This is a genomic window from Bradyrhizobium sp. LTSP849 (assembly GCF_000938255.1).
Classification (GTDB): domain Bacteria; phylum Pseudomonadota; class Alphaproteobacteria; order Rhizobiales; family Xanthobacteraceae; genus Bradyrhizobium.
Window position 1 is genome coordinate 412,762 of the sequence record NZ_JYMR01000023.1, and the last position, 24,719, is coordinate 437,480.

Consider the following 24,719-nt stretch of genomic DNA (forward strand, 5'->3'; position numbering starts at 1 on the left):
CGTCAGGCGCGCTTCGGCGCGCCGGCGCCGAGCGAGACCATGTCGAGGCGGAATACCGATCCGCGTGGGTGCAGCACGTAGCCGTCGACGTAGGAGCGCTGTGCCGCGAGCAGGTCGAAGAATGCCGAAATCACCGAGGGCACCTCGGCGTTCATCATGTCCTGTGCCTTGGCGTAGAGTGCCGTGCGCTTCGCATCATCGGCCTCGACACGGGCTGCATCGATGACTTTGTCGAAGTCCGCGTTGTTCCAATGGGTCTCGTTCCAGGCTGCGTTCGACGTGTAGAGCAGGTTGAAGATGGCGTCGGCGGTCGGCTGCATGTTGTAGAAGCCGACGTAGAAATTGCCTTTCTTCCAGACCTGGTCGAGATAGGTGGCATGCGGCATGGTCTGCACGTTGATGCGGAAGCCAGCTGCGGCCGCCATCTCGCGGACCGCGACGCCGAGCTGCGTGCGGGTTGACGGCTTGTCGGATGCGACCAGCGTCAGATCGATGCCGTTGGGATAGCCCGCGTCGGCCAGGAGCTTCTTCGCCTTGGCGATGTCGGGCTTCTTCAGCGGAATGTTCTTGTAGAAGTGGTAGGCGGAGCTCAGCGGCGTGTCGTTGCCCGGCGTGCCATAGCCGCCCGCAACGAAGCCCACGGTCGCCTCGCGATCAACCGCCAATGCCAGGGCCTGGCGAACGCGCACGTCGTTGAACGGTTTCTGGTCGCATCCGAGGTTGATATTCAGGAATTGGCCGGATGGGGTGCGTAGGGCCTTGACGCCATCGGCCTTGACGAGGCGCTCATATTCGCCCGGCGTGGTCGTGAGCAGCAAATCGATCTCACCGGAGATCATGGCGGACGCTTCGGCGGTGCGGTCCGGATAGACGAGCAACTCGATGCGGTCGAGGTAGGGCCGCGCCGGATCATAATAAGCCGGGTTACGTTCGACGACGATGCGGCGATCGGGCTCGTAGGACGCCAGCTTGAATGGGCCGGTACCGTTGGCGGTGGTCGAAAGGCTCGCGAGGTCGCTGGCGATGACCTTGGCCGGAACGATACGCGCGTTGAGATAGGTGAGTGCCACCGGCAGGTCGGCATAGGCGCCTGTGAGCGTCAACTTGACGGTCAGCGGATCGACCGCGGCGACTTCCTTGATCGGGCCGACATTGGTGCGGCCGGGAGAAGCGGTCTTCGGATCGAGGATGGCGTTGATGGTAGCGACGACATCGTCGGCGGTCAGTGGTGAGCCGTCATGAAACGTCACACCCGGGCGCAGCTTGAAAGTCCACTCGGTCAGCGTCGCATTGGGTTCCCAGGAAATCGCGAGGTCCGGCTCGACGGTCATGTCCGACTTCAGCCGGGTGAGGTTGGAGTAGAGCAGTTCGGTGACGAGATATTCCGGGTTCACGCGCGCCTGCATCGGATGGATGACCGATGCGGCCTGGTCGACCGACATCCGGAGCACGCCACCGCGTTTCGGGGCTTCGGCGAAGGCGATCCTGGGCAGACCGGCGAGGCCGATCGCGGTTCCCGCAAGGAAAAGTCGGCGACTGACGGACAGCATGGATTCGTGCTCCTTGAGTTAGCGGGCGGCGATTGTTTCGGGAGAGAGATCGCGACGGAATTCGGCGGACAGATAGGCAAGGACCGATTTCGCCAGCGCGACAATGTCGGCACGCGTGGTGAATTCGCCGGGCGCGTGAATGTGGCTTTCCGGCCGACCGAGGCCAGTCAGCAGGATCTCCTGCATTCCGGTCTGTTGCACCCAGCCGAAATCAGAACAGCTCGTCGCACCCCATTTGGCGAAATCGTCCGGTGCGTATCCGAACCCGACCGACAGCGCCTCCTGCCAGCGCGGCCAGTGCGGGCCTGTCGGATCGGATGTCGGCATGAGGTGGCCGGTGAGAACCAATTCGACGGCAGCCCCAGGGGCCGCCGCAAGGACCGCGTTCTCGATTTCGGTACGCGCGGCCTGAAAGTCTTCCTCCGGCGCATAGCGCCGACAGACGAGAACCTCAAAGAGCGATGGAATCTGGCCGCCGCATTGGCCGCCATGGGCTGCGGAAATATCAAGCTGGGCTGCGAGCGGATGCGTCGCATGCGGCGGCGCGGGCAGGGCGGACGTCCGCGCGGCGATCGTCGGTTTCAATGCCGCGAGCGCATTGAGGATCGGCAGTGCGGCCTCGATGGCGTTGGCGCTTGAGCCCGCGGTCCCGGCTTCGCTTGCATGAACTGTCTTGCCGTGGACGCGCACCAGAAGCGTGAAGAGGCCAAAGCAGCCGGCCCAGATGCGCGGCGCCGCGGCTCCATTGAAGTTGAGAACGTGGCCTTCGAGCAAACCTTGTTCCGCCAGATAGCGCACGCCGGGATAGAGTCCGCCTTCTTCGTCGGTGCAAAGCAGCAGCATCGGGTCGTAGCCGAGCGGCAGGCCGATCGTGTCAGCGGCGCGCAGCGCGAGCAGCACGGCCGCGACGGTGCCCTTCATGTCGGCAGCGCCGAGGCCGATCAGGCGATCGCCGTCGCGCGTCAACTGGAAGGGATCGGAGATCCACCCGGGCGCTGCCGGCACGGTGTCGACATGAAAATACAGCCCGAGCACCGGCTTGTCCGAACGGCGGCGCGCGATGAGATTGGTTCTGCGCCCCTGCGCCGGGCCGCCCGCTACGCGCCACAAATGTTCGGGGACATCGACGCGTTGGCAATCCAGGCCAAGCGCTGCAACAGTGGTCTCCATCAAGCCGGCAAACGCTTCGTATCCCGCGCCGGGCGGGAAAGTCGTGTCGATTGCCACCATCCGCGCAAGATCGTCGATCGCACATTCGGCTGTGCGCTCGATCTCGGCGAAACCGTCGGCCAGCGTCGGGCTGACCTGTCCAGGGCCTGGCGATGGAGAAACCATTTGCGGCGGCTCATTTCTATATTCTATAAAGAAATAGGCGAAGCCGATTGCTGTCAATTCCAAAGAATGAGGCAGGCGTGACCGGTAAGCAGGCAAAAGCAGCGGCGAGCGACCCATCGAGCCTGCCGGTTCCGTTGTACGAGCACGTCAAGCGACAGATCGCCGAGGCTATCCTGGTGGGCGAACTGTCTCCGGGCACGGTGCTTCCCGGTGAAGTTGCGCTTGCTGCGCGATACGGAGTTGCGGTAGGCACCATCCGCCGCGCACTCGCGGACCTGACGGCCGACGGCATGCTGGTGCGCCGGCGCAAGACCGGGACGGTGGTGACCGGCCGCGCACCGCAGCACAGTCTGCGCTTTTTCTTCCAGTATTTCCGGCTTCATGGCGAAGACGGCAGCCTCCAGCGTTCCGCGCCCGAAGTCTTATCCGTGGTGCTGCGGCCGGCAGATGCAGAGGAGGCGATGCTCTTCACGGAAGCCGTTGGTGAGCCGCTGCTCTGTCTTCATCGCATCCGACGTGTTGGCCGCGTGCCGGTGATGCATTCGCGAATACGGCTCGTTGCACGCCGCGTGCCTGATTTCCCGCACAAGCCGGCAAGCGTGCCTGCGCTGCTCTACCTCCATCTGCTCGACGCCTACGGCATTCGCATTGCAGCGATCCGCGAGAAGCTCCTGGCAGAGCTGGCCGACAAGGAGGACCGGCGTCTGCTTGCGCTTGCTTCGCCGAACGCCGTTCTGGTCATCCGCGAGGAGGCGTACGATCAAGCCGGTGCGCTTGCGATCCTGAGCGAGCACCGCACCACGACTGCGCATCATCACTACGTGAACGAGATCCGCTGATCTGTTTCGACTAGTGCCACGCGCCCCTGGCCCTTGCTACTGACCGACGATCGCGTCGATTTCTTCCTTCAGGAGGGCGCCGTAGTGTTCGAGTACGCCGGGCCCGAGCTTCGCGCAGAGCAGCGTGAAACTGAGCGCGGCGCCCGGCTTTTCGCCCGGCGTCATGATCGGCATGCCAACTCCGGCAATGCCGGGAATGAGTTCGCCCACGTCCACCGCGTAACCGCGGCGGCGGGTGTCGGCGATCAGCTGACGAACCTTGTCCTCGGTGAGGTTGCGATAGGAGACATAGCGCCCGAGGTTGGCGCGGATGATGTAGTCCTGCTCGTCCTCATCGAGGAATGCGAGCATCGCGATCGAGCCGGGGCCTACGCCGAGGGGCACGAAGCCGCCGATTGATCCCGTCAGCGTTGGCACGATGCATTCGCCGTCGCGCCGGTCGAGACAGACGGAATCGTGGTTGAAGCAGGCCATCAGGTGGGTCGTGTCGCCGGTGCGGCGCCTGAGCCGTGACAGCGCAACCTCGCAACGGCTGATAATGCCGGGGCCACGAGCAGCGCGGACGCCATAGATCGCCATGCGTGCACCCAGCCTGTAGCGCCGTTTTTGGTTGTCGCGGGCAAGCAGCTTGTGACCGACCAGTGTGTTGAGGATGCGGTGACAGGTGGCGGTGTTGAGCCCGGAGCGAGCCGCCAAGTCCTTGAGCGATAGGCCCTCGACGCCGCCATCGGCGACGAGATCCAGCAGGATGACGGCCCGGTCGAGCAGCTGGGCTCCACCGGACGGCGATTGGACGAACGCCGGCATAGAATCTCACATTATGAAAAAAGAGCTCTCGGCAACTTGTATATTGAGAAAGATGTGTCTCCAATGATGAAAATTAGGTCGCTTGAGAAGCATGCATATTCTTTGAGCGACCCGATTTCTGCATTTGCAAAAGCTGATGGCTGACGCGGCGTTGCGGTAGCAGCGCAGGGGGCCGTGATTTTTCCAGAGGGACAGGATGACAGGCTTCAAAAGGATAATGGGCGTTTCCGCCCTTGCGCTCGCTGCCTTCTGTGTTGGTAGCACCGTCGTGGCGGGCACGCTTGAGAACGTCAAGGCACGCGGCAAGCTCGTCGTCGGCGTGAAGAATGACTACGTCCCGTACGGCTATCTGAACGACAAGGGCGACGTCGTCGGCTTCGAGGTCTCGCTTGCCAAGTACGTTGCCAAGGAGCTCCTTGGCTCCGAGGACAAGATCGAGCTGGTGCCTGTCGTCGCCTCCAATCGCATCGAATTCCTGACCGCCGGCCGCATCGATGCGATCTTCGCCACGCTCGGCGTCACGGCCGAGCGCGCCAAGGTCATCGACTTCACGACGGAATACGTTTCCGCTGCTGGCCCGTCCGTGCTGGCGGCCAAGGAAGCGACGCTCTCCAAGTGGGAAGAGCTAAAGGGCAAGTCAGTCTGCGGCATCCAGGGCTCCTACTACAATAAGAAGATGACCGAGGAGTTCGGCATCACTCTCGTGGCCTTCAAGACCCAGCCGGAAGCCTATCGGGCGTTGAAAGACAATCGTTGCATCGGCTTCGTCTTTGACGACATGACGCTTCAGCAGAAGCTCAAGGAGCCCGATTGGGCGAGCTATAAGATCGCGGTGGCCCCCTATGAATTCCAGCCGATGGCGGGCGGCCTCCGCAAGGGAGACACGGAATTCCGCGAAGCCGTCGACAAGGCCATCGGGAAGGCCGAGGCCGAAGGCAAGCTGATCGCGTGGGAGACCGAGTTCGGCATGCCGCACTCCGACTACATTGCCGCGCGGGCGAAGGCTGCGGCTGCGAAGAACTGACGGACACGGAGCGGCCCTTGTTCGGTCTCGATTATTCCTGGCTCGCGGATCCTGCGTACCAGCAATGGCTGCTGACCGGTGTCATCAACACGCTGAAGCTGGCGACGCTCTCATCGAGTGTCGCCATCCTCATCGGCATGCTGGGGGCTTTCGGGCTCACGCTGCGGATTTTCTGGCTCGATGCCCTGATCGAGTTGTTCGTAGAGGTGTTCCGCAACACGCCGCCGCTGTTGCAGATGCTGTTTGCCTATTTCACCCTCTCATCCCTCGGCCTCAGGGTGACCGATCCGTCGACGGGATTATCGGTTCCGCTTCTCAGCGCCTTTGCCTGTGCTGCGATTTCGCTCAGTCTCTTCGGCGGAGCGCTGGCGATCGAAGCCTTCCGCTCGGGCATCGAAACCATGCCGCGGTCGATCATCGATGCGGCACGGTCACTTGGCTACGGCCGATGGGCCCGCTTCTGGCGCATCGAGGCACCGATCGCCACTCGCATCTGCCTGCCGGCACTGACGAACATCCTGACCAACCTCTTCAAGACGACGTCGCAGGCATCCGTCATCACCGTGCCGGAACTGATGTATTACGCGGGACAGATCTACAATGACACGTTTCGCACGCTGGAGGTTATGATTCTGGTCCTCCTCATATACGTGGTGCTGGTGTCCATCCTCACATTTGCGATGGCGAGGCTCGAAGCCTTCATGGCCTTCCCGGGTTACGGGAGGGGGCATTGATCGCGGGCTCCATGCTCTCCTATGAGGGAAAGAAGCGCGCCGTTCTGCTGTTGATCGCCCTTGGCGTGGTGATCTGGATCGCGGTCGATGCCGCGGCAGGCGGCTCGGCGCATTGGAGCCGCGTGCTGGTGCGGCTGCCTCTGCTTCTCACCGGCTCGGCGTCCGGCTGGCCGATCACGGGCGGCTTTGTCCTCAATATCATTCTCTCGATCGCCTCCATGGCACTGGCGACGGTGCTCGGTACGATCATGGGTCTTGCGACGCTTGCCAGGTTCGGACCGATCCGGGTCCCGTCCTTTCTGCTGATGAATTTCCTGCGCAATTCACCCTGGCTCGTTCTGCTCTTTGCAACGCTCTATTTCCTGCCGTTTGAGATGCACGTCTTCGGCATGACCATTCCGTTCCCGCCGTTCGTGAAGGCCGTGATTGGCCTTGCGCTGCCGACAGCGGCGAATTTCTCCGAGGTGATCCGGGGCGCCGTTCAGTCAATTCACAGCGGCCAATGGGAAGCGGCACGTTCGCTCGGCTATAGTACCGGCCAGATCTATCGCCACGTGATCATGCCACAGGCGCTGCGGCGCATGATCCCGGGCTGGACGAATCTTTACGCGCTGCTGATGATCGCGACAGCACTAGCCACGGTCACCGGTATCCAGGACGTGCTGACGATTCTGAACACTTTGCTCGCCGTGGAGAACGAGCGGGTGATCGTCTACTTCTATTTGACCGTCCTCTTCCTGTTCATCGCCTACTGCTATCCGATCGCGGCCATCGCGCGTCGGCGGGAGCGCGCCGTGAAAGGAGAGAGCCTGTGAACCGCATCGACGCTCTGATCGAGCTCGACAATGTCCGCAAGTCCTTCGGTGACGTCCCTGTTCTCAAGGGCATTTCGATGTTCGTGCAGAAGGGCGAGGCAGTCTGCATTATAGGCCCCTCTGGATCGGGCAAGTCCACCATTCTACGCTGCATCAACGGGTTGATTCCCGTGGACAAAGGCTTTGTCCGCGTCGGCGCGCACCGGGTGCATGAAATGAAGTCCGAAAGGCAGATGCGGGCGCTACGCCATCAGGTGGCGATGGTGTTTCAGCAGTACAATCTTTTTCCGCATCGCACGGCGCTGGAAAACATCATGATGGCGCCGATCCAGGTCCTCGGACACGATCGCGCCGAAGTCGAGGAGCGAGCCCGTAAGCTCCTGAAGAAGGTGCGGCTCTCGGAGAAGGCGGACAGCTATCCGGGGCAGCTTTCCGGCGGCCAGCAACAGCGCGTGGCAATCGCCCGCGCACTCGCGATGCAGCCGGACGTGATCCTGTTCGACGAGGTGACGGCTGCGCTCGATCCGGAAACGGTGAAGGACGTGCTTTTCGCAATCCGCGAACTGGTGGAGGAAGGCCTCACCTGCATTCTCGTGACTCATGAGATGAAGTTCGCCCGGGACGTCTCGCAACGCGTTTGTTTCACCGATCATGGTCTGATCGTGGAGAGTGCGCCTCCCGCAGAACTCTTTGACAATCCGCGAGACCCGCGCACTCGCGAATTCCTCGGTCAGGTTCTCTGATCGCACACGTGCAACGAAAGGTGAGCCGCAAGGCCCAATGTATCATGCCTCGTTTTGACGACATCTACGCTGAGGACTTCAGGGAGACGCCCTACTGGTGGGAGGCTGCGGAACCGGAGACCGATCTCGATCCGCTGCCGCAGCGAGCCGACGTCGTGGTCATTGGCTCGGGCTATGCCGGGCTGAATGCGGCGACCCATCTGGCGCGCGCCGGGCGTTCCGTCGTCGTCATCGACGGCGATCGGATCGGGGAGGGAGCCTCGACGCGTTCGGGCGGCATGGTGTCGAGTGGCCAGAAGCTGGTGGTGAGTGGCGCGATCAAGGGGATCGATCCCGCGCTCTTCTCGCGCCTGATCGGCGAGAGCAACGAGAGCTTCGATTACCTGAAGATGCTGGTCAGGACGGAGAAGCTGGACGCGGGTCTTGCGCTCACCGGCCGCTTTTTCGGCGCCCACGCTGCGGGCGATTACGAAACCCTGAAGCGGCATGGCACGCTCCTGGCGGAAAAGACCGGCGTGACCGTGCATTTCCTCGATCGCGCGCATCAGCGATCGGCGATCGGTTCGGACTACTATCATGGCGGCATGGTGATCGACGAATATGGCGGTCTGCATCCGGGCAAGTATCACAAGGCGCTGCGCGACCGGGCGCGCGCCGCCGGCGTCATGCTGCGCTCGCATGCGCGTGCAGGTGTCGTGCAGGATGGTGCGAGCGGAGAGAAGGTCGTGCCGACCGCTCGAGGCAGCATTCGGGCTACCCACGTCGTCGCAACCACAAACGGTTACACCGCCGCCGATGCGACACCGAGCCTCGCCAGCCGTATCGTGCCGGTCAAGAGCTATCAGATTGCCACCGTGCCGCTGCCGGCCGATCTCTTGGCCGAGCTCATTCCGCAGGCCCGCATGGTGTCCGACACGCGCCGTGATTTGATCTATACCAGGCCGTCGCCTGACGGGACCCGGCTTCTGTTCGGTTCACGCCCTGGCATCTTCGACATGCCTGACAAGCTGGCCGCGAAGCGGCTTTATGCGCGCATGCTGGCCATTTGGCCGCAGCTTGCGGGCGTGAAGATCACTCATGCCTGGAGCGGGCGCGTGGCCATGACCGTCGACAAGATCGCCCATCTCGGCGTCCGCGACGGCACGGATTTCGCGGCTGGTTGCAACGGCAACGGCGTCGCGCTGATGACCTTTCTCGGCTACCAGACAGCGCGCAAAATTCTCGGCGAGCAGAACATGCCTTCGGCCTTCGACCGCGAGACATTCACGGCCGTGCCCTTCTATTCGGGCAAGCCGTGGTTCGTGCCCCTCTTTGCCGGCTGGTATCGCCTGCGCGATTTCCTCGATCGTCCGGGACGCTGATCCCGAGCGACCCGCTTGGCCTTCCGCGCGCTTGTTTCAAGGAGGACAATTTGTCCAGAATTATTCCTGATCTTGTTGTCACGCCGCAGGAGCTGCCTGCGCGTGTGGACGTCGTTGTAATCGGCGGCGGCATCATCGGCGTATCGACCGCGCTTTCGCTGGTCGAACGTGGCGTCACCGTTGCCTTGTGCGAAAAGGGATTGATCGGAGCAGAGCAGTCGTCGCGGAACTGGGGCTGGGTGCGCCAAATGGGGCGCGATCCGGCCGAGTTGCCGCTCGCGATCGAAAGTCTTCGGCTCTGGCGCGGCATGAACGAGCGTATCGGCGGCGAAACCGGCTTTCGGCAGGCCGGCATCGCCTATCTCTGCGACACGGATGCCGACGTTGCAACGTATGAAGAGTGGTTGAAGCATGCCACGGCGCTCGATCTCGATTCCCGCCTGGTAAAGGGCGAGGCGTTGAAGACGCTCATTCCCGGTGCTGCGAAGCATTTCCGTGCCGCCTTGCATACGCCGAGCGACGGCAAGGCGGAACCGTTTATCGCAGCTCCAGCAATCGCGCGCGGCGCGGCCGCCAAGGGCGCGCATATCCTCACCAACTGCGCGGTCCGTTCCATCGAGCGATCGGCGGGCAGGGTGAGCGGCTGTGTCACCGAGCGCGGCGAGATCCGCTGTTCGTCCGTCGTTCTGGCGGGAGGGGCTTGGTCGCGCCTCTTCGCCGGCAACATGGGCATCGATCTTCCGGTCCTGAAGATACTCGGCAGCGTCGCCCGCGTCTCCTCGATCGACGGTGTTCCGGATTTTGCCGTTGGCGCAGGCAACTTCGCCTTCCGCCGCCGTTTGGATGGCGGGTTCACCGTCGCCCAGCGCAACGCGAACATTGCCCCGATCACGCCGGACAGTTTCCGTTTGTTCTGCGACTATACGCCGACGCTCATCAAGAGCTGGAACGAACTGACGCTTCGCATCGGCGGCCAATTCGTCCGCGAGCTGAAAATGGCCCGCAGCTGGAGGAGTGACGAGGTTACACCTTTCGAGCAGGTCCGTATTCTTGATCCCGATCCGTCGCTGCGGTTCGTTCATGGCGGCGTCGCCCATCTGTGCGAGGCCTTCCCGGCGTTCCGCGACGCCAAGATCCTGCAAATGTGGGCTGGCCTCATGGATGTTACGCCGGATGCCGTTCCGGTTATCGCGCCGATCGGCTCCGTACCGGGCTTCTATCTGGCGACCGGCTTCTCAGGTCACGGTTTCGGTATCGGCCCCGGCGCCGGCGCCCTGATGGCCGATCTCGTGACCGGTTCGAAGCCTTGCGTCGATCCGGCCCCCTTCCGGATGGAGCGCTTCAAGCGCCTCAAGAAGGCCGCCTGATTTTTAATGCCCACGCCCGACAGGATGAAGTCGGCGCTTCCGTCTCGACCATTCGCCGCGGCTTAATCCACGTCGAACCTGACGCCCTGGGCGAGCGGCAGGGTGCGGCCAAAGTTGATGGTGTTGGTGGCGCGACGCATATAGGCCTTCCACGCATCCGACCCGGATTCACGTCCGCCGCCGGTTTCCTTCTCGCCGCCGAATGCGCCGCCGATCTCGGCGCCCGAAGGGCCGATGTTCACGTTGGCGATGCCGCAATCGGAGCCGCGCGCCGACAGGAAGGCTTCGGCCTCGCGCAGATCGTTGGTGAAGATCGACGACGACAGGCCTTGCGGGACGGCATTGTGCAATTCGATCACGGCGTCGAAGTCGCTGTATTTGATGACATAGAGGATCGGCGCAAAAGTCTCGCGTTCGACCGGTCCGGTCTGTCCGCCGATCTCGACCAGCGCCGGGCGGACGTAGAAGGCCGCGTCTGCACCCGCGACGGTGACGCGATCACCGCCGACAATGGCCGCACCCGCGATCTTGGCGTCGCGCAACGCGCGTTGCATCGCTTCATAAGCGAGGCCGTCGATGAGGGGGCCGACCAGGTTGCCGGTGAGGGGATTGCCGACCGAGACCGACGCATAGACCTTTTTCAGCCGCGGCACGAAGCTGTCATAGATGCTCTCATGAACGAAGAGGCGGCGCAGTGTGGTGCAGCGTTGTCCGGCCGTGCCCATGGCCGCGAAGGCAACGCCGCGTAGCGTCAGGTCGAGGTCGGCGGTCGGGGCGACCACCGCGGCATTGTTGCCGCCGAGCTCCAGAATGGCACGGGCAAAGCGCTGGGCGAGCTTCGGAGCGACGGCGCGTCCCATCGCGGTCGAGCCGGTCGCCGAGACCAGGGGGACCCTGGTGTTATTGACGAGGGCCTCGCCGATCTCGCGTCCTCCGATCAGCACGGCCGACAGCCCCTCGGGCGCCAAGCCGCCGTCGGCCTTGAATCGCTTCAACGCGCGTCCGAACAGCGCATCCGTCGCCAGCGCGGTGAGAGGAGTCTTTTCCGAGGGTTTCCAGACGATGCTGTTGCCGCAGACCAGTGCCAGCGCGGCATTCCAGGCCCAGACCGCAACCGGAAAATTGAACGCCGAGATGATTCCGGTGACGCCAAGCGGATGCCAGGTCTCCGCCATGCGATGCTCGTGGCGTTCGGTGGCGATCGTCAAGCCGTAGAGCTGGCGGGAAAGCCCCACCGCGTAGTCGCAAATGTCGATCATCTCCTGGACCTCGCCGAGACCTTCGGACTCGATCTTGCCGGCCTCGATGGACACGAGCCGGCCGAGCGCGCGCTTGTTGGCGCGAAGCTCTTCGCCGAGCAGCCGCACGAGTTCGCCGCGCTTGGGAGCAGGGACCATGCGCCATTGCAGGAACGCTGCGTGAGCCTTGTCGATGACCAAGGTCGCCCCGGCGGCATCGATTTCTCTGACATGGGCCACGGTCTCGCCGGTGATGGGGGTTTTCGCCGCCAGTGTGCCATTGCTGTAGCTGCCGGCGTCAACACCGAGTTCAACCAACAGCGCGTCGACCTCGGCCCTGAGCGAGAGGTTGCCGGTCTGATTGGATAAGGTGGCGGACATGAGGGGCTCTTTCCGGGGGGGCTGGCGTTGTTTCAGAGGGGCGGGCTGTCAGCGATTGGCACAGCGCCGTCAGGAGATTCGTCCGACGGCGTCATGCGTCGCCTCATAGAAAGGACAATGATCAGGCATTTTCAAACGATAGAAGCTCAACAAGTCATTCCAATGGTGAATGATAGGGGGTTAGGCGCTGAGGGCTGCGATAAGCCAGCACACCCACCCTGTCAGGGGGCGGCCATCACCGGTCCGGTGCCGTTTCCAGCAGAAGCCATTCCCGGAAAGCAACAAGTGGCGGATGGGACGCACGATCGGTCGGCCAGACCAGATAGTAGGCCTCTGCGCTTTTCATCGGCAGATCGAGGGCACGCACCAGCTTGCCGGTGCTCAGTTCTTCCTCGATCAGGAATTCAGGGAGCAGCGCGATGCCGAGCCCGGAAATCGCTGCCTGCGATGCGGTGGCGAACTGATCCAGCAGCATGCCGTGCACGGCATGAGCGTCTACGTTGTGCAGCGTGAGCCATTGCTCCCATGCGTCCGGGCGCGTCGTCAAATGCAGGAGAGGGGCCTTCCGGAGATCGCTTGCGTCCTTGAAATCATATTGCTCTCGCAGTTCTGCACTACAGGCGGGGACCACGGTCTCCGACCGCAGCAACGCCAGCTCACCCCCTTGCCATTCCGGACGCCCGAAATGGATCGCGGCATCGACGGGCTCCAGCCTGAAGTCGAAGCTCGACAACCGCGTGACCAGGTTGATGGTGATACCGGGATTGCCAGCGAGAAATTTTGGCAGCCGCGGCGCCAGCCATCGTGTGCCAAAGGTTGGAAGGATCGCGAGAGTCAGCGTGCCACCGAACGGATTGGCGCGCAGATTGAGCGAGGCGGTGCTGATCTTGCGCAGTGCATCGCGTATCTCGCGGGCATAGGCGTCGCCGCCCACGGTCAGGCGGATGGTCTGCCGCTCGCGATGAAACAGCTCGACCTCGAGCTGCTCCTCCAGCGCCTTGACCTGGCGGCTCACCGCGCTCTGCGTCAGCGACAGCTCCCTGGCTGCGGCTGTGATGCTTCCGGTCCGCGCCGCCGCTTCAAAGGCGGCCAACAGGGGCAGTGAGGGTAAGAAGCGGCGAGGGCCTTGCACATCATTCTCCGGCCGAATGAGGTCTTGACCAAACATGACTTGGCCAGTCGCCGCTGGCAACGCTAGATTGCCGCTCGGCCCCGCAGTCCAGGTCTTCGGCACCCCTGCAATGTCGGCACCTCACTTGCCGAATTGGAATGAACCAGTCAATGCGCCCCGGACAACTCGACCCTGCGGGCGGATATCAACGAGGACGTCGGAGCCGATGCTAGACAACGCCAGATCTCACGGTCTTTGGGAATTGACCGCGCCGCCGGCGCCTGAAACCGCCGGACTGAGTGGGTCGATCAATGTCGATACGGCCATCGTCGGCGGCGGATATACCGGTCTGTCGGCCGCACTCCATCTCGCTGAGGCGGGCGCCAATGTCGCACTGCTCGAGGCGGTGGAGATCGGCTTTGGCGGGGCCGGCCGAAACGTCGGTCTGGTCAATGCCGGCATGTGGGTGATGCCGGACGTCCTTGGCGAGGTGCTCGGTGGTGACTACGGCGAGCGTCTGCTCGAATTGTTGGGCGACGCCCCGAAATTGGTGTTCGATCTGATCGAGCGTCACCGCATCGAATGCGAGTTGGAGCGTGCCGGCACGCTCCATTGCGCCGTCGGGCTCAAGGGGTTGAGGGAACTGGAGCAACGCGCAGCGCAGTGGATCTGTCGCGGCGCGCCGGTTAAGTTGCTGAACGCTGCCGACACCGCCGCGAAAATTGGCTCGTCGGCCTATGCAGGGTCGTTGTGGGATCGGCGCGCGGGTACGATCCAGCCGCTGGCCTATGCGCGGGGCCTTGCCCGCAGCGCCTTGAATGCTGGCGCGAAGATATTCACCCACAGCGCGGTCACCTCGGCCGTGCGGATTGATGGAAAGTGGAAGCTGCACACTGCGGGCGGCCACGTCATCGCCGATCGCGTCATCGTGGCGACCGATGCCTATGCGACGGGGCCCTGGTCGGAAGTCAGAACGGAGCAGATCCATCTACCCTATTTCAACTTCGCCACCCAGCCGCTGTCCGACAACATTCGCGCATCCATTCTTCCCGAACGGCAAGGCGCCTGGGATACCAATGAGGTGCTGAGTTCGTTTCGCTTCGATCGCGCCGGCCGCCTCGTGTTCGGAAGCTGCGGCGCGCTCCGGGGAGCCGGTGTTGCGGTTCATCGATCCTGGGCAAAGCGGGCGCTCAAGAAGCTTTTCCCGCAAATCGGCGACGTCAGGTTCGAAGCGGAATGGTACGGCCTGATCGGCATGACCGACGATCACCTGCCGCGCTTCCACAAGCTCGCCGAAAACGTGTTCGGCTTCAGCGGCTATAACGGGCGCGGCATTGCGCCCGGCACGACGTTCGGGCGTTTGCTCGCCCTCTACGCACTCGGACAGCTCGAGGAGAAAGACCTGCCGCTTCCTGCATCGTTGCCGATCAAGCCCAATTTCCGGAGCGCGAGGACGGCGCTTTACGAGGTCGGGGCGCAGCTTGTCCATCTGATCGAGGCGCGGCTGTAGTCCGGAATTCCGAAGTGCGACAAAATGATCCTATCGGAAATAAGTTGACGATAGGAAACTTTTGATCAAGGATAGATGCGGTCTGGTCCAAACCCGTTTCGTCAATCTGCGATCCAGACGTCAGCAGGGCAGAGGCATGACGGACGGCGCCGTTTACGTTCTGGAGACTCGCGGCCTTAGCCGCGCGTTCGGCGGCTTCTTCGCCGTTAACGGCGTGAACTTCCGTCTTGCCCGCAACAGCATGCACGCCGTGATCGGCCCGAACGGGGCAGGCAAGACCACCCTGTTCAATCTTCTGACGAAATTCCTTCCGCCTTCGGCCGGCACGATTCTGCACGATGGCGAGGACGTCACCCGCCTCAGCATGCCGGCGATGGCCAAGCGCAGCGTGGTGCGCTCCTTCCAGATCTCCGCGGTTTTCGCCGGATTGACCGTGCGCGAGAATATCGAGCTCGCGCTGCTGCGCGAGCACGGCCTCGCCTGGAATCTGCTCGGCCGGATTGCGCGTCATCGTGGCGTGCTGGAGCGCGCCGATGCGTTGCTCGAACGCTTCGGCCTGTCTGAATATGCCGGGACGATGGCGGGCAGTCTTTCCTATGGCCGCAAGCGTGTGCTCGAACTGGCGACGACGCTTGCGCTGGAGCCCAGCGTGCTGCTGCTCGACGAGCCGATGGCGGGGCTCGGTCATGAAGATATCGGGCGGGTGACGCAATTGATCCGCGAGGCCGGCAAGGGCCGCACGGTATTGCTGGTCGAGCACAACATGAATGTGGTCGCCGAGCTCGCCGACACCATCACCGTGATGGTGCGCGGCGAAGTGCTGGCGCAGGGAAGCTATGCTGAAGTGTCCTCGCGCGCCGACGTGATGGCTGCCTATACAGGGCAGACGCATGAGTGAGAGTCTCGCGGTCGGCAATCTCCAGGCCTGGTACGGTGGGTCCAAAGTCCTGCATGGAATGGATTTCAGCGTCCGCACCGGCGAGGTGGTGACGCTGCTCGGCCGCAATGGCGCCGGAAAGACCACGACACTGAAGTCAATCATGGGGCTGCTGGACAAGCGCTCGGGCTCGATCGCGCTCGACGGTGACGAGCTCATCGCTGCTGCGCCCTACGACATCGCGCGCAAGGGCATCGCTTTCTGTCCGGAGGAACGCGGCATCTTCGCGAGCCTGAGCGTGCGCGAAAATCTGCTGCTGCCGCCGAAGGTCGCCGCGGGAGGCATGACGGTCGCGCAGATCCTCACGCTGTTTCCAAACCTGAAGGAGCGACTCGACAGCCAGGGCACCAAGCTGTCCGGCGGTGAGCAGCAGATGCTGGCGCTCGGGCGCATTCTGCACACCGGCGCGCGCATCCTGCTGCTCGACGAGCCGACCGAGGGGCTCGCTCCCGTGATCATCCGCCAGATCGGCCGGACGATCACCGAACTGAAGTCGCTCGGCTTCACCATCCTGCTGGTCGAGCAGAATGTCGGCTTCGCCGCCGGCCTCGCCGACCGGCACTACATCGTGGAGCTCGGCCGCGTCGTCGAGGAAATTCCGGGCGCTGAGTTCGAAGGCAGATCGGGCGCGCTCAAGAGCTATCTCGGACTTTAAAGGGCATCATGACCACGATCTTCGGCGTCCCTTCCGCAGTGCTCTATGGCCAGCTTCTGCTCGGGCTGATCAACGGCGCCTTCTACGCCATGCTGAGCCTAGGGCTGGCGGTGATCTTCGGCATGATGAACATCGTGAACTTCGCGCATGGCGCGCAGTACATGATGGGCGCGATGGGCGCGTGGCTGCTGATGAATTATCTCGGCATCGGCTATTGGTGGGCGTTGATCCTGGCGCCGCTCATCGTCGGTGCGATCAGCATCGTGATCGAGGTGCTGCTGCTGCGGCGTCTTTACAAGCTCGATCATCTCTATGGCATGCTGCTCACCTTCGGTCTCGCGCTGATGGTGCAGGGCGCATTCAGCAACTGGTTCGGATCTTCCGGCCAGCCCTATTCGATTCCACAGGCGCTGATGGGAGGCCGCAATCTTGGCTTCATGTTCCTGCCGAACTATCGGGCCTGGGTGATCGCAGCCTCGGTCGTGATCTGCCTCGGCACCTGGTACGTCATCGAGCGCACCAAGCTTGGCGCCTATCTGCGTGCGGCGACCGAAAACCCGATGCTGGTTCAGGCCTTCGGCATCCGCGTCCCGCGCATGATCACGCTGACCTACGGCGCCGGTGTCGGGCTCGCCGCGCTTGCGGGCGTGCTGGCCGCGCCCGTTTACCAGGTCAGTCCGCTGATGGGCGCAGATCTCTTGATCGTCGTCTTTGCGGTGGTGGTGATCGGCGGCATGGGGTCGATCATGGGCGCGATCGTGACCGGCTTCCTCGTCGGTGTCATCGAGGGCCTGACCAAAGCCTTTTATCCCGAAGCCTCGACGACGGTTGTCTTCGCCGTGATGGCGGTGGTGCTGCTGATCCGCCCAGCCGGATTGTTCGGCTCCAAGCTCGAGGCGGCGCAGGGGCAACCGCAGTCGAGCCTGTCGGCGACTGCGCCGTCAACGCTTACACAGACGCTGATCTTTTTGGCGCTAGCCTGTTGTCTCGCGGCCGCGCCGCTCGTCGTCTACCCCGGCTTCATGATGAAGGCGATGATCTTCGCGCTGTTCGCCTGCGCCTTCAACCTGGTCGCCGGATACGGACGGCTGGTTTCCTTCGGCCACTCGATGTTCCTGGGTTCGGCCGGCTATGTCTGCGGCCATGCCGCCAAGATATGGGGACTACCTCCGGAGTTTGCGATCCTGGCCGGGACTGCAACGGCGGCGATGCTCGGTTTCGTCACCGGCTGGCTCGCCATTCGTCGCAGCGGCATCTACTTCGCGATGGTGACGCTCGCCTTCGCGCAGATGGTCTATTTCGTGGCGCTCCAGGCGCGCTTCACCGGCGGCGAAGACGGGTTGCAGGCCGTTCCGCGTGGCATGTTGTTTGGCCTGATCGACCTTTCGCTGCCGGCAAATCTCTACGGCTTCGTGCTGGTGATATTCCTCGGCGGTTTCTTCCTGATCATGCGGCTGGTGGGATCGCCGTTTGGGCGCGTACTGAAGGCGATCAGCGATCACGACGCACGTGCCCAGTCGCTCGGCTTCGAGACCGCCCGCTACAAGCTCGTGGCCTTCGTGCTCTCGGCCGCACTGGCGGGGCTAGCGGGTTCGACCAAGGCGATCGTCAGCCAGCTCGCCAGCCTCACCGACGTGCACTGGTCGATGTCGGGCGAAGTGCTGCTGATGACGTTTCTCGGCGGCGTCGGCACGCTCTACGGCCCACTCGTCGGTGCCTTCATCGTCGTTGCCATGCAGAACTACCTGGCGGCATTCGGGCAATGGGTCACCGTCATTCATGGCCTGATCTTCGTGCTCTGCGTGCTCGCCTTCCGGCGCGGCATCGTCGGCGAATTGATCGAGTTCTGGCACCGCCTGCACCGAACGCCGCCGGCCAAACCCGCCGTGCTCCACAATGTGGCCGTCGCGCCGCAGGAATGAGCCGAGACATTTCAAATGGAAGCTTCGCCATCCGGCGAGGTGGAACAGGACCGGGCCAAACCCGCTCGCAAGAGCGAAGTTGTAACAGGGACTAGATCATGCAACAGACGCCTTCCAAACTCCTGCGCGGGATCGCCGCCGCGCTCTGCCTCGGCTCGTTCGCCGTCGCCGGCCAGGCTGCGGCCCAGGTCAGCGACGATGTGGTCAAGATCGGCGTGCTGACCGACATGTCCGGCCAGTACTCCGACCTGAACGGGCCGGGCTCGCTCCTGGCGGCGCAGATGGCGGCAGCGGACTTCGGCGGCAAGGTTCTCGGCAAGCCCATTGAGATCATCGGCGCCGATCACCAGCAGAAGGCCGACATCGGCATCGGCATTGCCCGGCGCTGGATCGAGAACGAGAAGGTCGATGCGATCTCGGACGTCACCAACAGTGCCATCGCGCTTGCAGTGCAGCAGTTGACGCGCGAGACCAACCGCGTCGCGCTGTTCTCGTCGCCGGGCACCACGGATTTGACCGGCAAGCAGTGTTCGCCGACTGGCTTTCAGTGGGTCTACGACAACTATTCCAACGCGGTCGGACCGATGAAGGCCCTGATCGACAAGGGCAACGACACCTTCTTCATCATCACCGCCGATTTCGCCTTTGGACATTCGCTGGAGAAGATCGCGAGCGAGGCGATCAAGGCCAATGGCGGCAAGGTGCTGGGCTCCGTCCGCCACCCCTTCGGCGCGAACGATCTCTCGGCGTTCCTCCTGCCGGCGCAGGCATCGAAGGCGAAGGTCATCGTTCTCGCCACCGCCGGCAAGGATATGACGACCGCGATCAAGCAGGCCAATGAGTTCGGCATCATCGCGGGTGGTCAGGCCGTCTCCGCGCCGGTGGTGTTCATCACCGACGTCCACGCGCTAGGTCTGTCGACCGCGCAGGGGATCTCGTTCATCGAGGGCTTTTATTGGGACCAGAACGATGAGACGCGCGCTTTCGCCAAGCGCTTCTTCGAGGTGCGTAAGGCCATGCCGACCGCGCCGCAGGCCGGCGTCTACTCCTCGATCCGGCACTATCTCAAGGCGATCCAGGCTGCCGGGACCGATGAGGCGAAGGCGGTGGCTGCCAAGATGCGCGAGCTGCCTGTCGACGACTTCTTCGCCAAGGGCGGCAAGGTGCGCGAGGACGGCCGCATGGTCCACGACATGCTGCTGGTCCAGGTCAAGAAACCCTCCGAATCGAAGCAGCCATGGGACTACTATAATGTCGTGGCGACCGTCCCCGGCGAGCAGGCCTTCCAGTCTCTTGCCCAGAGCGAATGCCCGCTCGTAAAGAAGTAAGGCGAAGCCCCGGCAGCGCCGCGCCGCCGGGGCCGCACATGCGCAAAAAAGGGAGAGAACCGCGATGAAGAAGACTGCGACGCGACCGTCGCTGAGGGAGACCGCGGCCGCCGAGATCGTGCCAGCGCGTTTCTCGGCCGACGTCGCGCCGGCCGAGACAAGCGACGATCTCGGTCAGAGGCTGAAGCGCGTGCGGATCGACAAGGGTTGGACCTTGAAAGAGGTGAGCGAACGAACGGGGGTCGCGCGTTCGACCCTGTCGAAGATCGAGAACGGCCAGATGTCGCCGACCTATGACGTGCTCCAGAAGATCACGCGCGGGGTCGATCTCGACATTGTCGAGCTGTTCGACCAGCGCCGCCAGAGCGCGCCCTTTGGCCGCCGCAGCGTCACCCGTAGCGGCGAGGGCAAGCCGCACCTCACCGATACCTACGACTACGAAGTGCTGGCGACCGACCTTTCGCAAAAACACATCCTGCCGTTCAAGGCACGGATCCGGGCGCGCAGCCTGGACGATTTTCCGGGCTGGGTGCGTCACGAGGGCGAGGAGTTCTTGTGTGTTATGTCCGGGACCGTCCGGGTGTTCACCGAATTCTATGCTCCCGTCACGCTCGAGGTCGGTGACAGCACCTATTTCGACAGCAAGATGGGCCACGCCATCGTGTCGTTGAGCAAGGAGGATGCCGAGGTCATCTGGATTTGCACCGGCATCAGCGCACTTTCATGATGAGGACGGGATGATATCGATGCTGCGCAGTTACTCCGCTGCCGACGTCCATGCCGCGCTTGCCTTTCCCAGGCTGATCGAGGCATTGCGCGAAGCTTTCAGGCGCGATGGCGAGCCGATGCCGTTGCGGCAGGCCTACGAGGTCGGCGTCGACGGCGCGCCCGCCAGTCTCCTGACGATGCCGGCCTGGGTCCGCGGCGAGGCGCTCGGCGTCAAGCTCGTCACTGTGTTTCCGCAGAATGCCGAACGCGGTCTCGGAGCGGTGTCGTCGCTCTATTTTCTGCTCGACGGCCAGACCGGCCAGCCGCGCGCCATGATCGACGGCGAAGCCCTGACCAACCGGCGCACTGCGGCCGCCTCGGCGCTGGCATCCGACTATCTGTCGCGCGCCGACAGCCGCACACTGCTTGTCGTCGGAACCGGCCATCTCGCACCTCACCTCGTCGCAGCCCATTGCGCCATACGTCCGATCGAGAAGGTGCTGGTCTGGGGACGCAATTCTCAGCGTGCGCTGGCCCTGGCCGATACGCTTGTCCGGCAGGGCATCAACGCCGCCGGTGCGGCCGACCTTGCCGAGGCCTTGCCGCAGGCTGACATCGTCAGCTGCGCCACGACCTCGACCGAGCCTTTGGTCAAAGGGGTGCTGCTGCGGCCGGGAACCCACGTCGACCTCGTCGGTGCGTTCAGGCCGCAGATGCGTGAAAGCGACGATGACGCCGTGTTGCGTAGCCGCGTCTTCGTCGATACCTACGCCGGAGCACTCGCCGAGGCGGGAGACCTGCTGCAACCCATCGCCGCCGGAAGCTGGAGCGCCGACAGGATCAGCGGCGATCTCCATGAACTGACAAAGGGCACGAAACCGGGCCGCCTTGACCGCAACGAGATCACTCTGTTCAAGTCGGTCGGTGCGGCGATCGAGGATCTCACGGCTGCAAGCCTGCTGGCCAATCCGAGTTCCCTCGTGCGATCTCCCGAGCGAGGGCGCGCGACAACCAAGGCCTGACGATGTCCGAGCAGGAAAAGCCTGGCTTCTGCACGCTGTGCCGCTCTCGCTGCGGCACGCTCAACGTGATCGAGAATGACAGGCTTGTCGCTGTGCGGCCGAATCCGGCTCATCCAACCGGCAAGGCGTTGTGCCCAAAGGGCAGGGCTGCTCCGGAGATCGCGCACTCGGCCCGACGCCTGAAGACGCCGTTGCGACGCACCGCGCCGAAGGGCGCCACCGATCCGGGTTTCGTGCCGATCTCCTGGGACGAGGCGCTGAGCGAGATCGCCGAACGGCTCGGGCGCTACCGCGAGGAGACCGGGCCGGAATCTGTCGCGTTCGCGGTGACCTCCGGTTCCTCCTCCTCGACATCAGACAGCCTGGACTGGATCCAGCGCTTCATCCGCGGCTTCGGCAGTCCGAACAATTGCTTCTCCACCGAGATCTGCAACTGGCACAAGGACCATGCCCACGCTTTCACTTTTGGCTGCGGTTTGCCCACGGCAGATTATCGCAATTCCGAGCTGATCCTGCTCTGGGGTCACAACCCCGCCAATGTCTGGCTTGCCCAGGCGGAGGCGATCAGCGCCGCGCGGGCGAGGGGAGCAAAGCTTGCGGTAATCGATCCGCGCCGGACTGGCTCGGCGCGCGACGCCGATCTGTGGCTGCGGATCCGCCCCGGCACCGACGCTGCGCTAGCGCTCGGCCTTGCGCGCTGGCTCATCGTCAACCGCGCTTATGACGCCAAGTTCGTGCGGCATTGGACCAATGCTGCGTTCCTGGTCCGCAGCAGCGACGGCTGCTTCTTGCGCGCTGGTGATATCGGACTCGCCGGAGACGGCTTCCTAGTCTGGGACGAGGCCGCGGGCAACGCGGTGCTTGCCGCGGACGGACTCGCGGTAGCTGCGCTCGAAGGAAGCTTCGAAGTCATCGGTCCCGACGGTCCGATCGCCTGCCGCACCGGTTTCGATCACTATGTCGCGGCGGCCGAGCCTTACGATGCCGCAACGGTCGAGCGCATCACCGGGATTCCGGCGGCGCAGGTTGAGCAGCTCGCGGCCACGATCTCGGCGGCGGCGTCGGTCTGCTATCACGGCTGGACCGGGCTCGGACAGCACACCAATGCCTCGCAGACCGAACGCGCCGTCGCAACGCTCTATGCGCTGACCGGTTGCTTCGATGCACCGGGCGGCAATGTCAGGATGCCGAGCCTACCGGCGCCCTCGCTGCATTCGATCGAGATGATACCGCCGGAGACGCGAGCGCGCACGCTCGGGCTTGCGGAGCGTCCGCTCGGTCCGCCGACCGACGGCTGGATCACCTCCAGCGATTTCTACGACGCGGCGCTGACCGGCAAGCCCTACCGCGTGCGCGCACTGTTCGCGTTCGGCTCCAACCTTCTGGTCTCGCATCCGGCGCCCGAGCGTGGACGGGAGGCGCTGAAGGCGCTCGATTTCCAGGTCCATTGCGATCTGTTCCTGAACCCGACTGCCGAGATGGCCGACATCGTGCTGCCGGTGTCGAGTCCCTGGGAGCACGAGGCGCTGCGCCTGGGCTTCGAGATTTCGCCCGAGGCGCAGGAACTGGTGCAGCTGCGCCCGCAGATGATCCCGCGGCAGGGCGAGGCCCGTTCTGATATGTGGATCGTGTTCCAGCTCGCCAAACGGCTCGGCATGGGCGAGCTGTTTTTTGACGGCGATGTCGAGAAGGGCTTTGAGCATCTGCTCGCCCCGCTCGGACTCGACCTCGAAGCGCTCCGCGCGAGGCCGGAAGGCATTCGCGTGCCGCTCAAGCATGTCCATCGCAAATATGAGACGACTGGCTTCGCCACGCAGACCGGCAAGGCCGAACTCTATTCGGAACTGCTGCATCGCCATGGCTATCCCGCGGTGCCGCGCTTCATCGAGCCGGCCGAGCAACGCGACGAGGCGTTTCCGCTGACGCTGTTCTCCGCCAATAGCGGCTATTTCTGCCATAGCCAGCATCGCGGCATCAACGCGCTGCGTCGGAAGCGCGCGGAGCCGACGGCCGAGATTCACCCCGAGCTCGCCCGTCGCAGGCAAATCCAGGAAGGTGACTGGATGCGCGTGCGCAGCCGCATCGGCACGATCCGGATGCGGGTCGTCTTCAACGATGCGCTCGCGCAGGACGTGGTGGCAAGCGACTATGGCTGGTGGCAGGCGGCACCCGATCTTGGCCTGCCGGGCTATCTGCCGGACAAGGCACGACCGGTCGGCGCGAGCTTCAACGCCATCATCGCGGAAAATGGCCGCGATCCCCTGAGCGGGGCGCTTGCGCTGCGCTCCTTTGCCTGCGATGTCGCGCCTGACGAGAGTATGTCCTGGCAAGGCTGGCGGTCATTTGCCGTCGCGGAGCGCCGCGAGGAATGTTCCGATGTGGTCGCGCTGGCATTGCGGCCCGTCGACGGCGGCTCGCTTCCGGCTTTCCGGCCGGGTCAATATGTCAGCCTCCGAATAGGCGAGGTGATCCGCTCCTATTCGCTCACCGGAGCCGCAGTCGCGTCGCCCGAGGCCTACGACATCGGCGTCAGGCATATCGAGGGCGGGCAGGTCTCGACGGCGATCAGGCACGCGCTCTCGCCTGGCGACGTCGTCGAATTGCAGTCACCGAAGGGCGGCTTCGTGCTGCCGCTACGCAACGAATTTCCGGTCGTTCTGATCGCCGGCGGCATCGGCATCACGCCATTCCTGTCCTATCTCGAAACGTTGGAGGGAACCACCGACGAGCCGCGCGTCACGCTGCATTACGGCTGCCGGGATGACCAGAGCCGGCCGTTCCAGCATCGGCTCGAGGCGCTGCGGCAGAGTCTTCCGAACCTGACCCTGGTCACATATTTGAGCCAGCCGCGAAGCGGCGACCGGTTTGACCGGCAGGGCAGGTTCACGGTGTCGAATATCGATCCGGAATTGCTGAACAAGCGCGCGCGCTTCTACATGTGCGCATCCGAAGCGATGATGGAAGAGGTGAGCGCAGGTCTCCAGGCTCGTGGCGTGCCTGCATTCGAGATCTTCAGGGAACGTTTCCGTTCGCCGGCGCCACCTATGCTCGAGGGCCTCGTGCCGCGCCGGATTCATTTCGCCCGCTCTGGCCGAACGCTGACATGGTCGCCGCAGGCGCCGCTGACCAGCATTCTCGCGGCGGCCGAAAGCGCCGGGCTTACGCTTCCGAGCGGCTGCCGTGTCGGACAATGCGAAAGCTGCGCTGTGCCGATGAAGAGCGGCGAAGTCCGCCATCTCATCGATTGCGCGGATCTGGATGAGGGGCATTGCCTGACATGCCAGGCGGTTCCGCTCTCCGATCTCGTCATCGACGCATGACGGGGTAGCGGA

20 protein-coding genes and 1 pseudogene are annotated in these 24,719 nt (G+C 63.6%); 16 read left to right on the top strand and 5 right to left on the bottom strand.

All coding sequences use genetic code 11. The features are described 5' to 3' along the window. Positions 1-2 precede the first annotated feature (2 nt). Together UB31_RS17740 and UB31_RS17745 are read right to left on the bottom strand one after the other, a co-directional pair. The gene (locus UB31_RS17740; RefSeq protein ID WP_045011780.1) at positions 3-1,550 is read right to left on the bottom strand and encodes an ABC transporter substrate-binding protein; all 1,548 of its coding nucleotides are present in this window, start codon (positions 1,548-1,550) and stop codon (positions 3-5) included. 18 nt (positions 1,551-1,568) lie between these two features. Then, positions 1,569-2,885 carry a M20 family metallopeptidase gene (locus tag UB31_RS17745; RefSeq protein ID WP_045011781.1) on the bottom strand — a complete coding sequence of 439 codons (1,317 nt, stop codon included), beginning with the start codon at positions 2,883-2,885 and terminating at the stop codon, positions 1,569-1,571. A gap of 77 nt (positions 2,886-2,962) precedes the next feature. Between UB31_RS17745 and UB31_RS17750 the strand changes: the two genes are divergently transcribed. Continuing rightward, positions 2,963-3,724, top strand: coding sequence for a GntR family transcriptional regulator (locus UB31_RS17750; protein ID WP_045011877.1), 762 nt, complete (start codon positions 2,963-2,965; stop codon positions 3,722-3,724). 36 nt (positions 3,725-3,760) lie between these two features. Here the strand turns inward: UB31_RS17750 and UB31_RS17755 are convergent, their stop codons facing one another. Beyond that, on the bottom strand, positions 3,761-4,531 hold the full coding sequence (locus tag UB31_RS17755; RefSeq protein WP_045011782.1) for an IclR family transcriptional regulator: 771 nt from the start codon (positions 4,529-4,531) through the stop codon (positions 3,761-3,763). A gap of 196 nt (positions 4,532-4,727) precedes the next feature. On the opposite strand from UB31_RS17755, the gene UB31_RS17760 reads away from it, so the two are divergent. Genes UB31_RS17760 through UB31_RS17785 form a run of 6 tightly spaced genes read left to right on the top strand, consistent with a single transcriptional unit; the run spans position 4,728 to position 10,575 of the window. Further along, complete coding sequence (locus UB31_RS17760) at positions 4,728-5,555, top strand: transporter substrate-binding domain-containing protein (protein ID WP_156175393.1); 828 nt, start codon at positions 4,728-4,730, stop codon at positions 5,553-5,555. A 17-nt stretch (positions 5,556-5,572) separates the two neighbouring features. After that, the gene (locus UB31_RS17765) at positions 5,573-6,289 is read left to right on the top strand and encodes an amino acid ABC transporter permease (RefSeq protein WP_045011784.1); all 717 of its coding nucleotides are present in this window, start codon (positions 5,573-5,575) and stop codon (positions 6,287-6,289) included. Then, a complete protein-coding gene (locus UB31_RS17770) occupies positions 6,286-7,104 on the top strand; it encodes an amino acid ABC transporter permease (RefSeq protein WP_245306008.1) in 819 nt (272 codons plus the stop codon). Before UB31_RS17765 ends, UB31_RS17770 begins: the two co-directional genes overlap by 4 nt. Continuing rightward, positions 7,101-7,847 carry an amino acid ABC transporter ATP-binding protein gene (locus UB31_RS17775; RefSeq protein ID WP_045011785.1) on the top strand — a complete coding sequence of 249 codons (747 nt, stop codon included), beginning with the start codon at positions 7,101-7,103 and terminating at the stop codon, positions 7,845-7,847. The genes UB31_RS17770 and UB31_RS17775 overlap by 4 nt, the downstream gene beginning before the upstream one ends. A 44-nt stretch (positions 7,848-7,891) precedes the next feature. Beyond that, on the top strand, positions 7,892-9,208 hold the full coding sequence (locus UB31_RS17780) for an NAD(P)/FAD-dependent oxidoreductase (protein WP_045011786.1): 1,317 nt from the start codon (positions 7,892-7,894) through the stop codon (positions 9,206-9,208). A gap of 50 nt (positions 9,209-9,258) precedes the next feature. Next, positions 9,259-10,575 (top strand): NAD(P)/FAD-dependent oxidoreductase, encoded by a 1,317-nt coding sequence (locus UB31_RS17785; protein ID WP_045011787.1) that lies wholly within the window; start codon positions 9,259-9,261, stop codon positions 10,573-10,575. Between the two features lie 62 nt (positions 10,576-10,637). Here UB31_RS17785 and amaB read toward each other — a convergent pair whose 3' ends face one another. Continuing rightward, positions 10,638-12,194 (bottom strand): L-piperidine-6-carboxylate dehydrogenase, encoded by a 1,557-nt coding sequence (amaB, locus tag UB31_RS17790; protein ID WP_045011788.1) that lies wholly within the window; start codon positions 12,192-12,194, stop codon positions 10,638-10,640. A 235-nt stretch (positions 12,195-12,429) separates the two neighbouring features. After that, positions 12,430-13,362, bottom strand: a complete 933-nt coding sequence (locus tag UB31_RS17795) for a LysR family transcriptional regulator (RefSeq protein WP_197090823.1) — start codon at positions 13,360-13,362, stop codon at positions 12,430-12,432. 169 nt (positions 13,363-13,531) lie between these two features. Here UB31_RS17795 and UB31_RS17800 point away from each other — a divergent pair, with 169 nt between their 5' ends. The 9 genes and pseudogenes from UB31_RS17800 (at position 13,532) to UB31_RS17835 (ending at position 24,707) form a co-directional block, all read left to right on the top strand. Next, positions 13,532-14,815 carry an NAD(P)/FAD-dependent oxidoreductase gene (locus tag UB31_RS17800; protein ID WP_045011789.1) on the top strand — a complete coding sequence of 428 codons (1,284 nt, stop codon included), beginning with the start codon at positions 13,532-13,534 and terminating at the stop codon, positions 14,813-14,815. Between the two features lie 136 nt (positions 14,816-14,951). Next, a complete protein-coding gene (locus tag UB31_RS17805) occupies positions 14,952-15,713 on the top strand; it encodes an ABC transporter ATP-binding protein (protein ID WP_045011790.1) in 762 nt (253 codons plus the stop codon). Beyond that, positions 15,706-16,407 carry an ABC transporter ATP-binding protein gene (locus tag UB31_RS17810; RefSeq protein ID WP_045011791.1) on the top strand — a complete coding sequence of 234 codons (702 nt, stop codon included), beginning with the start codon at positions 15,706-15,708 and terminating at the stop codon, positions 16,405-16,407. Before UB31_RS17805 ends, UB31_RS17810 begins: the two co-directional genes overlap by 8 nt. Positions 16,408-16,415: 8 nt before the next feature. Then, positions 16,416-17,291: pseudogene (locus tag UB31_RS42940) on the top strand (branched-chain amino acid ABC transporter permease); the annotation flags it as partial. Between the two features lie 141 nt (positions 17,292-17,432). After that, complete coding sequence (locus UB31_RS42945) at positions 17,433-18,329, top strand: branched-chain amino acid ABC transporter permease (protein ID WP_349643869.1); 897 nt, start codon at positions 17,433-17,435, stop codon at positions 18,327-18,329. Between the two features lie 98 nt (positions 18,330-18,427). Beyond that, positions 18,428-19,657, top strand: coding sequence for an ABC transporter substrate-binding protein (locus UB31_RS17820; RefSeq protein ID WP_045011793.1), 1,230 nt, complete (start codon positions 18,428-18,430; stop codon positions 19,655-19,657). 64 nt (positions 19,658-19,721) lie between these two features. Continuing rightward, on the top strand, positions 19,722-20,384 hold the full coding sequence (locus tag UB31_RS17825; RefSeq protein WP_045006971.1) for a helix-turn-helix domain-containing protein: 663 nt from the start codon (positions 19,722-19,724) through the stop codon (positions 20,382-20,384). A gap of 19 nt (positions 20,385-20,403) precedes the next feature. Continuing rightward, positions 20,404-21,387, top strand: a complete 984-nt coding sequence (gene lhpI, locus UB31_RS17830) for a bifunctional Delta(1)-pyrroline-2-carboxylate/Delta(1)-piperideine-2-carboxylate reductase (protein ID WP_050044796.1) — start codon at positions 20,404-20,406, stop codon at positions 21,385-21,387. A 2-nt stretch (positions 21,388-21,389) separates the two neighbouring features. After that, positions 21,390-24,707, top strand: a complete 3,318-nt coding sequence (locus UB31_RS17835; RefSeq protein WP_045011794.1) for a molybdopterin-dependent oxidoreductase — start codon at positions 21,390-21,392, stop codon at positions 24,705-24,707. Positions 24,708-24,719: the final 12 nt, after the last annotated feature.

Coding starts and splice junctions, on each gene's coding strand:
- UB31_RS17740 (WP_045011780.1), bottom strand. CDS start 1,550: ATGCTGTCCGTCAGTCGCCGACTTTTCCTTGCGGGAACCGCGATCGGC.
- UB31_RS17745 (WP_045011781.1), bottom strand. CDS start 2,885: ATGGTTTCTCCATCGCCAGGCCCTGGACAGGTCAGCCCGACGCTGGCC.
- UB31_RS17755 (WP_045011782.1), bottom strand. CDS start 4,531: ATGCCGGCGTTCGTCCAATCGCCGTCCGGTGGAGCCCAGCTGCTCGAC.
- UB31_RS17760 (WP_156175393.1), top strand. CDS start 4,728: ATGACAGGCTTCAAAAGGATAATGGGCGTTTCCGCCCTTGCGCTCGCT.
- UB31_RS17780 (WP_045011786.1), top strand. CDS start 7,892: ATGCCTCGTTTTGACGACATCTACGCTGAGGACTTCAGGGAGACGCCC.
- amaB (WP_045011788.1), bottom strand. CDS start 12,194: ATGTCCGCCACCTTATCCAATCAGACCGGCAACCTCTCGCTCAGGGCC.
- UB31_RS17795 (WP_197090823.1), bottom strand. CDS start 13,362: ATGTTTGGTCAAGACCTCATTCGGCCGGAGAATGATGTGCAAGGCCCT.
- UB31_RS17800 (WP_045011789.1), top strand. CDS start 13,532: ATGCTAGACAACGCCAGATCTCACGGTCTTTGGGAATTGACCGCGCCG.
- UB31_RS17805 (WP_045011790.1), top strand. CDS start 14,952: ATGACGGACGGCGCCGTTTACGTTCTGGAGACTCGCGGCCTTAGCCGC.
- UB31_RS17810 (WP_045011791.1), top strand. CDS start 15,706: ATGAGTGAGAGTCTCGCGGTCGGCAATCTCCAGGCCTGGTACGGTGGG.
- UB31_RS42945 (WP_349643869.1), top strand. CDS start 17,433: ATGAAGGCGATGATCTTCGCGCTGTTCGCCTGCGCCTTCAACCTGGTC.
- UB31_RS17820 (WP_045011793.1), top strand. CDS start 18,428: ATGCAACAGACGCCTTCCAAACTCCTGCGCGGGATCGCCGCCGCGCTC.
- UB31_RS17825 (WP_045006971.1), top strand. CDS start 19,722: ATGAAGAAGACTGCGACGCGACCGTCGCTGAGGGAGACCGCGGCCGCC.
- lhpI (WP_050044796.1), top strand. CDS start 20,404: ATGCTGCGCAGTTACTCCGCTGCCGACGTCCATGCCGCGCTTGCCTTT.
- UB31_RS17835 (WP_045011794.1), top strand. CDS start 21,390: ATGTCCGAGCAGGAAAAGCCTGGCTTCTGCACGCTGTGCCGCTCTCGC.